This window comes from Sphingomonas sp., from assembly GCF_965227385.1.
Classification (GTDB): Bacteria; Pseudomonadota; Alphaproteobacteria; order Sphingomonadales; family Sphingomonadaceae; genus Sphingomonas.
In genome coordinates this window covers 414,402-427,444 of sequence record NZ_OZ245750.1, presented here as the reverse complement: position 1 = coordinate 427,444, position 13,043 = coordinate 414,402, and the positions used below count along the sequence as shown (strand labels likewise).

The following is a 13,043-nucleotide window of genomic DNA, read 5'->3' as shown; positions in this document are numbered from 1 at the left end:
TGAAAGGGAGGGGCTAGGGGTGGGTGACCGGCAAGCGAGGCTCGATGGCTCGATTGTCGCTTTTTTCCCGGGCGGTCGGATTCAACTTTGGAGCCCGCAAACGCGCGCACCAACCCTCCAGCCCCTCCCGTTCAGGGAGGGGTGGTTGCCGGTTAAGCGCCCTGCGGAGCGGGGTTGCCGAACGGCCCCTTGGGGCGGCGGGTCTTGGGGATCGACGTGCCGGTGACCGGGACCGTGCCCTTGGTCGCCGACGCATCGGGACGCCCGATATCGCCGTCGCTGAGCAGCTTCTTGATCTCTTCGCCCGACAGCGTCTCATATTCGAGCAGCGCGCCGGCCAGCTGGTGCAGCTGGTCGATATGCTCGGTCAGCACGTCGCGCGCCCGATTAAGGCCGCCCTCGACCGTCTCCTTGATTTCGCGGTCGATCAGCTGCTGCGTCTCGTTCGACATGTGCCGCGGCTGCGAGGCGGAATAGCCCAAGAAGCTCTCGCCCTCTGGCTGCGAATATTCCACCGGGCCGAGCTTGTCCGACATGCCCCACTTGGTGATCATGTCGCGGGCAAGGCCCGTGGCGTACTGGATATCGCCGCTCGCGCCCGACGAAACCTTGTCATAGCCGAAGATGATCTCTTCGGCCACGCGACCGCCCATGGCGACGGCAAGGTTCGCGTACATCTTGTCGCGGTGATAGCTGTAGCTGTCACGCTCGGGCAGGCGCATCACCATGCCCAGCGCGCGGCCGCGCGGGATGATCGTCGCCTTGTGGATCGGGTCCGATGCCGGTTCGTGCAGCGAGACGATCGCATGGCCGGCCTCATGATAGGCAGTCATCCGCTTCTCATCGTCGGTCATCACCATCGACCGCCGCTCGGCGCCCATCATCACCTTGTCCTTGGCCTCTTCGAACTCGCTCATCGCAACCAGGCGCTTGCCCTTGCGTGCTGCCATCAGCGCGGCTTCGTTGACGAGGTTGGCAAGGTCGGCGCCCGAGAAGCCCGGCGTGCCGCGCGCAATCACGCGCGCATCGACGTCGGGCGCCAGCGGCACCTTCTTCATGTGCACCTGCAGGATCTTCACGCGGCCTTCGATATCCGGGCGCGGCACGACGACCTGACGGTCGAAGCGGCCCGGGCGCAGCAGCGCGGGATCGAGCACGTCGGGGCGGTTGGTCGCCGCGACGATGATGATGCCTTCATTGGCCTCGAAGCCGTCCATTTCGACCAGCAGCTGGTTCAGCGTCTGCTCGCGCTCGTCATTGCCATTGCCCAAGCCCGCGCCGCGATGGCGGCCGACCGCGTCGATTTCGTCGATGAAGACGATGCACGGCGCGCTCTTCTTGGCCTGTTCGAACATGTCGCGCACGCGGCTCGCGCCGACGCCGACGAACATCTCGACAAAGTCCGAGCCGGAGATCGTGAAGAATGGCACGCCGGCCTCACCCGCGATAGCGCGGGCGAGCAGCGTCTTGCCGGTGCCGGGCGAACCGACCAGCAGCGCGCCCTTCGGGATCTTGCCGCCCAGGCGAGCGAACTTGGTCGGGTCCTTGAGGAACTCGACGACTTCTTCCAGCTCCTCGCGCGCTTCGTCGATGCCGGCGACGTCGTCAAACGTGACCTTGCCTTCCTTCTGGGTCAGCAGCTTGGCGCGCGACTTGCCAAAGCCCATCGCGCCCGAGCCGGAGCTCTTCTGCATCTGGCGCAGCACGAAGAAGGCGATGCCAAGGAACAGCAGGAACGGCAGCGCCTGGACCAGCACATATTGCCAGATCGACGGGCCTTCCTCCGGACGCGCGCTGATCGTCACGCCCTGCTTGCGCAGCGTCGGGATCAGTTCAGGGTTGGGGACGGCGTTGGTGCGGAACTTGGTGTCATTGTCCATCGTGCCGGTGATGACGCTTCCGGCGACGTTGACGTCCTTGACCTTGCCCTGCTCGACATTGTCGAGGAATTCCGAATAGGCGATCGTCGAGCCTGCAGCCGTGCTGCTGGGCGCGCCGAACATGCTGACGAACAGCGCCAGCGCGGCGAGAATACCCACCCAGACCAGCAGGCTCTTCATCCACGGATTGCCGTTATTTTCGGGGCCGGGGGTCTTGTTGTCGTCACTCATGGGTCGAATGCACCTTCCTCAGCGCACAAGATAGGCGGTCGCAGGTTAATGGCAATGGAACAGCTTCGATCAGAGTGATCGACGCGGCGGGGCGGGGCGGAAGTGCCAGATTTCGCCGTCCGGCGTGGCCATTACGCCTCCCTGGGTGCCCGAATGACCGAGGTTCAGGGCATACAGCAATGCCTCTACATTGCTGGATGCGGAGAAACGCGGTTGAGTCACCTGCTCGGCCGATCGCACTGCCGCTATCGCTCGCCGCAGCAGCCGCCGCACGATCTCACGCGGCAGGGCATGGACCTGCAACCGGGCGGTTGAATCGTCCCAGCGTTCGTCCCAGAACCCGTCGGTGAGCGCATCGAGCGCATCTTCCGCCTCCTGCAGATGCGCCGCCGCGGCCGCGATCGACCCCGCCGACAGCAGCGACTGTCCGGCCAGAAAGGCACGATAGCGCGTTCGGTCATGCCGTTGGTCGGTATTGGACGGGTCCTCGACCCACCCAAGCCCCGTCCCCCCGATCACCGCACGTAGTTCATGCCGCCGCCAGCGCAGCAGGGGGCGCAGGATCAAGCATTCGCCGCTGCGACGAACCGCACGAATGCCGCTCAGTCCGGGCGTTCCCGACGCACGGTTGAGCCGCATCAGCAACGTCTCCGCCTGATCGTCGGCATGATGCGCTGTCAGCAACAGCGGCACACGCTCCCGCGACATCCAGGCCGTCAAGGCTGTGTAACGCGCTTCACGGGCTTGCTTCTGCACGCTGCTCCCGGCGATTGGAGTCAACGGTCTCAGCTTCGCATGCGGAACGTCCAGTGCGGCACAGGCAGTCGCGACCAGCGCCACTTCGTCGGCCGCCTCGGGCCGCAAGCCATGATCCACCGTCGCAGCAATGACCTGGCCGGGAAAGGCGGCGCGGGCCAGCACGAGCATCGCCATGCTGTCCGCGCCGCCCGATACCGCCAGCGCGATGCGATCGAGAGGTGTGGCACCAGCCCGCTCGGCCAACGCCGTCAGGTCAGCCCTGAACCGCTCGACCGCCTGGCGGTCGAGCGGGTTCAGCGGGTCAGCGGCACTTGCTGGCGGAACGGCCGGTGGCGACATCCATCTTCATCGCTTCGGAGAGGCGGTCGCCATAGACCTGGGTTAGCTCGTCATAGACCTTGCAGACTTCGCTCGCCGGCTTCTTCATCTTCACCAGCGCCTGGGCGAGATAATAGAGCGAGTCGGGCGCGCGCTCGCCATTGGGCATCTTCTGGTAGTTTTCGAAGAAGGCGGTCGCGGCAAGCGCGGGCTTGTTCTGGTCGAGCAGCGCGCGGCCGAGCAGGTTCTGTGCATAGCTGGCGCGGCGGTGCTTGGGATATTTCTGCACCACGCTGCGCAGTTCGACGATCGCCTTGTCATACTGCTTCGCCTGCCACAGGCGGAAGCCATAGGTGTAGGTGTCTTCGGCCGCGTCGCCGGTGCTGGGGCGTTCGATCCCTGCCACCGGCGCGGTCGGCACCGGCGCGGTGGTGGTCGGTGGCGGCGTGGTCGGGCGCGGCGTCGTGGGACGCGGGGTCGTCGTCGGCGCGGTGCCGATACCGGTCACCGGGGCGTTGCCGCCGACCGTCGAAGCACCATCCTCCAGCGCCTTCAACCGCGCGTCGGTCGATCGCTTGTATGCGGTGAACGCTTCTTCCAGCTGGCGCAGGCGATACTGGTTCTGTTCGATCTGGCCGGTCAGCGCGGATTGCTGGGATTCCAGCGCGCTGACGCGGGCGGTGAGGTCGCTGACCACGCCGCTTGCCGGGATGCCGGGGGCAGGGCCGCTGCGGTCGGGGGCGGTGATCTGCGGCTCGACCGTCTGGCCCGCGCCGCCCGGGAACACCTTGCGCTGCACCGCGCGCATCTCGCGCTCCAGCCGGTCGACCCGGCCCTCGATCCCGTCGCGGCTGGTCTGCGCCGCACCCGGCATGGCGAGCGACGCCATCCCTGCCAGCACCACCGCCATCGCCGCACTCTTGTTCAGAAACCGCATGTCATTCCCCACCCGCGTACGCTTCGCTCAACTCGTTATAGCATCATTCGCTGTATTGCCGATGCTGACCCCAGCCTTAAGCATCCGGCGCGGCGGTTGCGACCGGTGCCGGCGTCGGTTGCGGCGCGGGCGCAGTGGCAGTCGGCCGCGCAGCCGGACTGCGGGTCGGTGCCGGGCTGGGCCGGGCCGCAGGTGCACGCTGCGCACCCGGCGTGCTCGTCGCAGCGGGGGTCGGGCTGGCAGTCGCAGCCGGCTGCCCGCGCGCGCGCAGTGCGTCGGCGCTGATCGGCACATCCTTGATCGCGACGCCCGCGCGGCCGAGCGGCTCGACGGTGGCGCCATCGATCGTCACCTGCACCGCTTCGGGACGGCCGAGGTTGATCATCGGGCCATTGGCGTCGGCGGGCACGTCATAGCGTTCGCCGGCTGCCATTTCCTTTTCATAGAGGCGCGTGCCGGTCGCGTCATAGATGCGCAGCCACACCGGCTGGGTCGCGGTCAGCGTGACCTGTCCGCCGGTGACCGGGGTCGCGGCGGCGCTGGGTGCAGCGACGGGCGTGGCGAGCGCGGTCGGCGAAGGCTCGGGCGCGGGCGTCATGCCGCCGCGGAACAGGTCGGTGCCATACCAGATGCCAACGGCCGCGAGCAGCAGGATCGCGACGATCGCCCCGCCCCAGGCCAGCGCGCCTGGCGGCTCCCGCACCGGATCCTCCGGATCGTAGCTTTCATAGACTTCGCGCGCGGCAAAGGTCGATGCGGTCTCGGCGCGCAGCTCACGCGCCAGCGCGACCTCGTCGGCGCCGACGGCGCGGGCATAGGCCTTGACGAAGCCGATCGCGTAAGTGGTTGAGGGAAGGCCCGAATAATCTGATGCCTCGATCGCGGCGAGATGGCGCAGCGGCACGCGGGTGCGCGCGGCGACGTCGGACAGCTCCAGCCCCTGCGCCATCCGGGCGTCGCGCAGCTTCTCCCCAACCTTCACCGGAAACAGGTTCGGGGTGTCGCCCGGTTCGCCGTCCATTCAATTCCCTCCGGTGCCTGAAATTCGCGCCTTGCTGCACTCCTTAAAGGAGTGTCAACGTGCGCACTACCTGAAATGCCAGCATGCGTCCGGCTTTTGCGTCAGGCCAGCTCGACGCCGTTCTCCGCGGCCCAGGCTTCCAGTGCGCCGCGCATGTCGCGCGGCGGGGCCGCGAGCAGCGTCTCCATCGCCTTGGCCAGCGCGGCATGGTCGAGGCTGCGGACCATCGCCTTGACGGGGCCGACCGCCGCCGGGGTGATCGACAGGCGATCGATGCCAAGGCCGATCAGCGCCATCGCCTCCAGCGGCCGCCCGCCCATCTCGCCGCACACCGCCACCGGAACGTTCGCTGCATGCGCCTCCCGCGTCACGCGGCGCAGGAAGCGCAGGATCGATGGGCTCAGCCAGTCATAGCGTACCGCCAGCTTGGGATGCGCGCGGTCGGCGGCGAACAGGAACTGGGTCAGGTCGTTGGTGCCGATCGACAGGAAATCGATCTGCGGCAACAGGATGTCGAGCACCTCGGCCAGCGCCGGTACTTCGAGCATCGCGCCGTAGCGGATGTGCAGCGGAAGCTTGTGCCCGCGCCCCTCGAGCCAGCTGCGCTGCGCCTCAAAGATCGCGCGCGCCTGTTCGAACTCCCACGGTTCGGAAACCATCGGGAACATCACGCTGAGCGTGCGCCCGGCGGCGGCCTCGAGCAGCGCGCGCGCCTGCACCTTCATCAACCCTTCGCGGTCGAGCGCCAGGCGGATCGCGCGCCAGCCCATCGCGGGATTCTCTTCCTCGCCATTCTCGTCATGGTCGAGATAGGGGAGCGCCTTGTCGCCGCCGATATCGACGGTGCGGAAGATTACCGGGCGGTCGCCCGCCGCCTCCAGCACGTCGCGATACAGGCGCTTCTGTCCTTCGCGCTGGGGCAGGGTGGCGGAGACGAGGAACTGGAATTCGGTGCGGAACAGCCCGATCCCGTCCGCGCCGGTCAGGTCGAGCGCGGCGACGTCGTCGCGCAGCCCGGCATTGACCATCACCGTCACGCGATGCCCGTCGCGCGTTTCGGGCCGCTCGTTGCGGAGCGCGGCAAAGGCGGCGCGGCGCTTCTGCGTGATCAGCAGCTTTGCCTCGAACACCTCTTCCATCGCCAGAGTCGGGCGGACGACGACGGACTCTTCCGCGACGTCGAGCAGCAGCCGGTCGCCCTCCGCGACCAGGCGGCGGACGTCCTTGACCCGGCCCAGCACCGGCACGCCCATCGCGCGCGCGACGATGGTGACGTGCGCGGTCAGCGACCCTTCCTCCAGGATCACGCCCTTCAGCCGGCGGCGATCATATTCGAGCAGCTCGGCCGGACCGAGATTGCGCGCGATCAGGATCGAATCCTGCCGCAGCCCCAGTTGCGCGGCGGTGCCCAGCTGACCCGACACGATGCGCAGCAGCCGGTTGGACAGATCCTCCAGATCGTGCATCCGGTCGCGCAGCAAGGGATCGTCGATCTGCCGCATGCGCATCCGGGTGCGCTGCTGCACCCGCTCGATCGCCGCCTCGGCGGTCAGGCCGCTGTCGATCGCCTCGTTGATGCGACGGCCCCAACCCTCGTCATAGGCGAACATCTTGTAGGTCTCGAGGATCTCCTCATGCTCGCCGCCGACGCCGAATTCGGCCTGGCTGGTCATGCGGTCGATCTGTTCGCGCATCTTGTCGAACGCGGCATAGACGCGGTGGCGCTCGGCCTCGGTATCCTCCGCCACCGTATGCTCGATCGTGATGCGCGGCTGGTGGAAGACGGCGGCGCCCGCCGCCATGCCCTCGACCAGCTTAAACCCGGCAATCCGTGCGGTCGCGGTCGGCTGGGCGCGGGTCGATCCGCCCGCGCTCGTATCGGCGCTGTCGATCAGGCCGGCATTGGCGATCAGCTCCGACAGCACCATCGCCACGGTCTGGAGCGCCTCGATCTCCACCTCTTCGTACTTGCGGGGATCGGCATGCTGCACGGCGAGCACGCCGACCGCGCGCTCCTTGCGGATGATCGGGACGCCGGCAAAGCTGTGGAAGCGCTCTTCGCCCGTTTCGGGGCGATAGGCGAAGTCGGGATGCGACGCCGCCTCGTCGAGGTTGAGCGTCTCGACATTCTTGGCGATCGTGCCGACGAGACCTTCGCCCAGCGCCAGCTTGGTGACGTGCACCGCCTCCTGCGCCAGGCCGCGCGTTGCGAAGAGTTCGAGCACGCCTTCGCGCAGCAGGTAGATCGAACAGACTTCGCTGCGCAGCGACTCCCCGATGATCTCGACCACGGCGTTCAGCTTGGACTGGGCCGGGGTGCGCGACGCCATCACGTCGTGCAACCGCGTCAGGATTTCGCGGGCGGAGGCGGCGGCGGAAACGGGCATGAGCGAATCGCTATCAGATCGCCCCGACAGCGCCAAGGAATTCAGCGCGCGGCGAGCGTGACGGTGCCGCCGCCTATGTCCGTTTCGGCGCGAAAGATCTCGGCGGCATAGGCCAGGCGCGGGCTGGCCGGCGCCGAGCCTGCGCGCCATGCGGCCAGATCGACGCGCCACGCATCGTAGCGGGCGTAGAAATCGGTGAAGGGCCGGTCTAGCTGCGCCAGCGCGGCGGGCGCCATGGCGGACAGCTCGGAGGCGGGCAGCGCGGCAAGCTGATGCAGCAGCGGCGCGGCGGTCGCGCAGAATCGCGCCATCACCGGTGGCTGCGCGAAGTAATTATAGAGCCGCGTCATCGCGGGATCGAATGCCGCTACATCCCCATATTCGCGCGTCAGCGCGCGGTGAGCATCCTTCAGCGCGCCACGATGGACCTTCAGGAACTGGTTATAGGCCGGGGCAAGCGCGGGGTCGTTGCAGTTGAGTGCAGCGACGTTGAACGCCGCGCGCAGATGCCACGCGGTCGCTGCGGCGGAGACGTTGCGGTTGGGCGTCGCATAGCTTCCGTCCGGCAGGCGTGCCGGGATGACGAGGTTCGCCGCAGCCCCATCGGGCGCGCGCGGCGCTGCGGTTTGCACCGGAGGCGGAAGGGGCACCGGGAGCGGCGCAGGAGCGGCGATCCGCTCCGGCCCAGCACAGGCGGTGGCCAGGGCAAGCAGCGACAAGGCAGGAAGAACGCGGAACATGCCGCCTACCCAAGCAGGCTGGAGTCAAGGACTGGTTAAGCGCGCCGGCGAATGGGGCGAGACGGTGCCGGGTGGCGCTGACCACTTGGATTCCGTCAGGTTGCGCAATCGGGCTGGCGGCTCGACCGCAGCGCTAAGCCGCCCGCTTCTCCAGCGCCGACGCCGCCTCGGCCATCAGCTGGGCGATGATGTCGGCGACCGGCTCTTCCTTGCTGACCATGCCGACCGACTGGCCGGCCATCAGCGAGCCATTGTCGACGTCACCCTCGATCACCGCGCGGCGCAGTGCGCCTGCCCAATAATGTTCGATCTGGAGCTGTGCTTCCATCATCTCGACCTTGCCCTCGTCCAGCAGCTGCGCGACTTCGCGCTGCTTGGCGGTGAACAGTTCGGACGATGCGTTCTTGAGCGCGCGGACCGGGATCACCGGCAGGCGCGGGTCGATCTGGACGCTGGAGATCGCGTCGCGCGCGCTGGCGCGGAAGAATGCTTTTTTGAAGTTCGGATGCGCGATGCTCTCGGTCGCGCAGGCAAAGCGGGTGCCGAGCTGGACGCCCGCCGCGCCCATGTCGAGATAACCGGCGATCGCCTCGCCGCGCCCGATCCCGCCCGCGACGAACACCGGTACCTGTTCCGACACTTCGGGCAGGATTTCCTGCGCGAGCACGCTGGTCGACACCGGGCCGATATGGCCGCCGGCCTCCATCCCCTCGACCACCAAGGCATCGACGCCGCTGCGGATCAGCTTCTTGGCGAGCGACAAAGCGGGGGCGAAGCAGATCAGCTTCGCGCCATTGCCCTTGATCGCGTCGAGCGACCCCGCCGGGGGCAGGCCGCCCGCGAGCACGATGTGGGTGACGCCATGCTTCGCGCACACGTCGATCAGGTCGAACAATTGGGGGTGCATGGTGATCAGGTTCACGCCGAACGGCTTGTCGGTCAGCGCCTTCGTGCCCGCGATTTCGGCATCGAGCAGTTCGGGCGTCATCGCGCCGCACGCGATCAGGCCGAACCCACCCGCGTTGGAGATGGCGGAGACTAGGTTGCGCTCGCTCACCCACGACATCGCGCCGCACAGGATTGCCGTCTCGCTGCCGAGAAATTCGATGCCGCGCGCCATGCGGCGCGAAAGGCGCTGTTCACCAATGGTCATGCCGCTCGCCTAGCGCCGGTCCGCGCGGTTACGCAAGCGGCACGCAATCACGGGCCGCATTCCCACACACCGTCGATCGCCTGTGGCGCGCTGCCCGGCGCTTCGATCGACAGCGTCGCGGTATGGCTCGACCCCTCATGTCCGGTCGGCCGTTCCGCCCCGCGCGTGATCGCGACGGCGAGGCCTCCGCCGGCGAAGCTGCCGCCCTTGGTCAAGGCGTCGAATCCGCCCGGATCTGTCGCGCCGAGCTGCACCGGCGTCGCGTCGCGCATGACGACCGCTGTTGCGCGGCTCGCCTTGTCGACATCGCCCGCACCGACCAGCAGCAGGTCGCTGGTGTCCGACAGGAAGGCGCAACGCAGCTCGCCCTTGACCTGCGTCGCCGCAGCCTCGGTCACGCGGCCAAGCACGATCGGCGTCGGGCTGGGCGTGGGGGAAGGGGGAATGCCGGACTCGATCGGCGTCGGCTCGGTCTCGCTTGCATTGGGCGGCGGAACCGGTCCGGGCGAACAGGCGGCGAGGGCCAGGGTGAAGGCGGTGATGATCATGCGCATGGGCTAACAATGCGGTGGACGCGCCGGAGTTCAATGCGCAGCATGGGCGCATGCCGCAAATTCGCCGCCTTGGCCCGAATGACGCCGCCGTGCTTGCCGCGATGAACGCGCTGTTTGCGCGGGAGTTCGAGGATGCGGAAAGCTATCTGTCCGCGCCGCCCGGGCCGGATCATGTCGCCGGGTTGCTCGCCAATCCGCATTTCATCGCACTGGTCGCGGAGATTGACGGCGCGATGGTCGGTGCGCTCGCCGCTTATGTCCTGCCCAAGTTCGAACAGGCGCGCAGCGAAATCTATATCTACGACCTCGCTGTGGCGGAGGCGCAGCGGCGGCGCGGGATCGCCACCGCGCTGATCGACGCATTGCGCCCGATCGCGCGTGCGGCGGGGGCGTGGGTCATCTATGTTCAGGCCGATTATGTCGATCCGCCCGCGGTCGCGCTCTACACCAAATTGGGGGTGCGGGAGGATGTGTTGCACTTCGACATCCCGGTCGATCCCTATTAAGGCCGCGCCATGATCGATCGTCGCACCCTGCTCGCCGCCGCTGCCGCCGCCCCGCTTGCCGCCTGTGCCCCGCGGGCCACCGCGCCGCGCCGTCCGCTGCGGGTGGTGACGTTCAACATCTGGCACGATGCCGGCGACTGGCCGTTGCGGCTCAAGCTGATCGTCGATGCGCTGCGGGCCGCCGACGCCGATGTCATCGCGCTGCAGGAAGTGCTGCAGGATGCGAAGAAGAACCTGCCCAATCAGGCCGAGACGATCGCCGCCGCGCTGGGCGGCTATCGCGTCGCGTTCATGTCGACCTCTCCGGTCGGCGCCGCCAATCGCTATGGCAATGCGATCCTGACCCGCCTGCCGGTGGTCGAAACCGCCACGATCAAGCTGGAGCCGCTCAACGATTATCGCACCGCGCTGCGCGTGCGGGTGCAGTCGGGCGAACGGCTGGTCGATATGGTCAACACACACCTTGCCCATCAACCTGACGCCGGGCCGGTGCGGGCGCAGCAGATCAACGGCCTGCTCGGCTGGTTGCCGACCGACGATGTGCCATTGGTGCTGATGGGCGATTTCAACGCCCCGCTCGACGAGGCCGCGCTGGCGCCGATAGCGATCCGCGGGCTTGAGCCGGTACTGGCGCCGGGCGCGACCGACACGACGCTGGTGGTCGCGCGCGGGCACAGGGCGCGGGTGATCGACCATATCTTCGCCGACCCGCGCGCATTCGAAATCGGTGACGCCCGACGCATCGCCGATGCGGTGGCGGGCGAGTTCCCGTCGGACCATTATGGCGTCGCGGCGACGCTCACCCTGCGCTGAGCCAATCGCGGAGGCGGGAACCCCGCGGCGTTCCGTGCTTTAATTCCGGGCGGCCCGGGCCCCTCTGGCGATCCCTTGATCGTGATGTCGGACGCATCGACCCGGCCGGGTCGTGCACGCGGATATCGCGCCGCGCTGCGCACCGGCCTGTGATCCACAGACCCGAAGGATTGAGGTTTTCATGAAGATATTCGCTCTCGCCGCCGCTGGCGCTGCTGTGCTCGTCGCGACGCCCGCGCTCGCGGATCGCCCGCCGACCGCGACCGAGGCCGCCGCGATCGAAAAGGCGGTGCGCGCCGCCGGCTTCGTCAGCTGGGAAGAGGTCGAGCTGGACGACGACGGCCCCTATTGGGAAGTCGATGACGCGCGCATGGCCGACGGCAAGCGCTACGACCTCAAGCTGCGCCCCGGTACGTACGAGATCGTCAAGCGCGACCTGGAAGACTGATCGACCGCAGCCTGGGCGTCATGCTCAGGCTGCTTCGTCCTCCGGCGCATCCAGTCCATAAGCGGTGTGCAGCACGCGGACGGCGAGTTCGGTCTCGTCCTCATGGATCAGCACGCTGACCTTGATCTCGCTGGTGGTGATGGCGAGGATGTTGATCCGCCGATCCGCCAGCGTGTCGAACATCGTCGCGGCAACGCCGGCATGGCTGCGCATGCCGACCCCGACCACGCTGATCTTCGCGATCTTGGTATCGTGGACCAGATCGTCATAGCCGATCGGTGCCTTTGCCTTGCCCAGTACATCGAGCGCGCGGGCAAGTTCGGCGCGCGGTACGGTGAAGGTCACGTCCGTCGATCCGGTGGCGTGCGCCACGTTCTGGACGATCATGTCGACGTTGATGCCTGACTCCGCCAGCGGACCGAAGATATGCGCCACCGCGCCGGGGCGGTCGGGGACGTTGGTCAGCGTCACCTTGGCTTCGTTCTTGTCGGCGGCGATGCCGGTGATGAGCTGCCGTTCCACGTCGTTGATCTCCTCTTCGCCGACGATCAGCGTGCCGCGATGGCCGGCCTCGTCATGCGCATCTTCAAAGGATGAGAGGACGCGCACGCGCACCCCCTCCTTCATCGCCAGCCCGACCGAGCGGGTCTGGAGCACCTTCGCCCCGACGCTCGCCAGTTCCAGCATCTCTTCGTAAGTGACCTTGGTCAGCTTGCGCGCGCGCGGGACGATGCGCGGGTCGGTGGTGTAGACGCCGTCGACATCGGTGTAGATGTCGCACCGGTCCGCCTTCATCGCCGCCGCGACCGCGACCGCGCTGGTATCCGATCCGCCACGGCCGAGCGTGGTGACGCGATTGTCCTCGGCCAGGCCCTGGAACCCCGGGATCACCGCGACATGGCCGTCCGCCAGGCTGGCGTTGAGCGCATCGGTGTCGATCGTGTTGATCCGCGCGCTGGCATGCGCGCTGCTGGTGTGGATGGGCAGCTGCCAGCCGAGCCAGCTGCGCGCCGGAACGCCCATCGCCTGCAGCGTGATCGCCAGCAGGCCGCTGGTCACCTGTTCGCCCGAGGCAACCACGACGTCATATTCGCGCAGGTCGTAGAGCGGCGAAGCTTCCTTGCAGAAGCCGACCAGCCGGTCGGTCTCGCCCGCCATCGCCGACACGACGACCGCGACTTGATTGCCCGCCTCCCATTCCCGCTTCACGCGCGTCGCGACGTTGCGAATCCGCTCGATCCCGGCCATCGACGTGCCGCCGAACTTCATCACGATACGCGCCATCTGAACCTGTCC

The 13,043-nt window shown here is 67.7% G+C and carries 12 protein-coding genes; 3 read left to right on the top strand and 9 right to left on the bottom strand.

From position 1 onward, the window contains the following. Window positions 1–152: 152 nt before the first annotated feature. From ftsH to ACO05N_RS01990, 8 genes are all read right to left on the bottom strand, one after another. Complete coding sequence (ftsH, locus tag ACO05N_RS02025; protein ID WP_422055536.1) at window positions 153–2,111, bottom strand: ATP-dependent zinc metalloprotease FtsH; 1,959 nt, start codon at window positions 2,109–2,111, stop codon at window positions 153–155. A gap of 69 nt (window positions 2,112–2,180) precedes the next feature. Further along, on the bottom strand, window positions 2,181–3,209 hold the full coding sequence (tilS, locus tag ACO05N_RS02020) for a tRNA lysidine(34) synthetase TilS (RefSeq protein ID WP_422055535.1): 1,029 nt from the start codon (window positions 3,207–3,209) through the stop codon (window positions 2,181–2,183). Continuing rightward, the gene (locus ACO05N_RS02015; RefSeq protein WP_422055534.1) at window positions 3,172–4,125 is read right to left on the bottom strand and encodes a tetratricopeptide repeat protein; all 954 of its coding nucleotides are present in this window, start codon (window positions 4,123–4,125) and stop codon (window positions 3,172–3,174) included. Before ACO05N_RS02015 ends, tilS begins: the two co-directional genes overlap by 38 nt. Window positions 4,126–4,201: 76 nt before the next feature. Continuing rightward, entirely contained in the window at window positions 4,202–5,146 is a 945-nt protein-coding gene (locus tag ACO05N_RS02010; protein ID WP_422055533.1) for a helix-turn-helix domain-containing protein, read from the bottom strand. A gap of 101 nt (window positions 5,147–5,247) precedes the next feature. After that, entirely contained in the window at window positions 5,248–7,533 is a 2,286-nt protein-coding gene (ptsP, locus tag ACO05N_RS02005) for a phosphoenolpyruvate--protein phosphotransferase (protein ID WP_422055532.1), read from the bottom strand. Between the two features lie 41 nt (window positions 7,534–7,574). Further along, window positions 7,575–8,273 carry a hypothetical protein gene (locus tag ACO05N_RS02000; RefSeq protein ID WP_422055531.1) on the bottom strand — a complete coding sequence of 233 codons (699 nt, stop codon included), beginning with the start codon at window positions 8,271–8,273 and terminating at the stop codon, window positions 7,575–7,577. A gap of 133 nt (window positions 8,274–8,406) precedes the next feature. After that, window positions 8,407–9,426: an NAD(P)H-dependent flavin oxidoreductase gene (locus tag ACO05N_RS01995; protein WP_422055530.1), complete on the bottom strand. Its 1,020-nt coding sequence runs from the start codon at window positions 9,424–9,426 to the stop codon at window positions 8,407–8,409. Between the two features lie 47 nt (window positions 9,427–9,473). Next, a complete protein-coding gene (locus ACO05N_RS01990; protein ID WP_422055529.1) occupies window positions 9,474–9,980 on the bottom strand; it encodes a hypothetical protein in 507 nt (168 codons plus the stop codon). Window positions 9,981–10,030: 50 nt separating this feature from the next. Here ACO05N_RS01990 and ACO05N_RS01985 point away from each other — a divergent pair, with 50 nt between their 5' ends. The 3 genes from ACO05N_RS01985 to ACO05N_RS01975 all read left to right on the top strand — a co-directional run bounded on the left by ACO05N_RS01985 (window position 10,031) and on the right by ACO05N_RS01975 (window position 11,747). Next, entirely contained in the window at window positions 10,031–10,486 is a 456-nt protein-coding gene (locus tag ACO05N_RS01985) for an AAC(3)-I family aminoglycoside N-acetyltransferase (protein WP_422055528.1), read from the top strand. A gap of 9 nt (window positions 10,487–10,495) precedes the next feature. Further along, a complete protein-coding gene (locus ACO05N_RS01980; RefSeq protein WP_422055527.1) occupies window positions 10,496–11,299 on the top strand; it encodes an endonuclease/exonuclease/phosphatase family protein in 804 nt (267 codons plus the stop codon). A 181-nt stretch (window positions 11,300–11,480) separates the two neighbouring features. Continuing rightward, entirely contained in the window at window positions 11,481–11,747 is a 267-nt protein-coding gene (locus tag ACO05N_RS01975) for a PepSY domain-containing protein (RefSeq protein WP_422055526.1), read from the top strand. Between the two features lie 24 nt (window positions 11,748–11,771). Here ACO05N_RS01975 and ACO05N_RS01970 read toward each other — a convergent pair whose 3' ends face one another. Next, on the bottom strand, window positions 11,772–13,031 hold the full coding sequence (locus ACO05N_RS01970) for an aspartate kinase (protein ID WP_422055525.1): 1,260 nt from the start codon (window positions 13,029–13,031) through the stop codon (window positions 11,772–11,774). Window positions 13,032–13,043 lie beyond the last annotated feature (12 nt).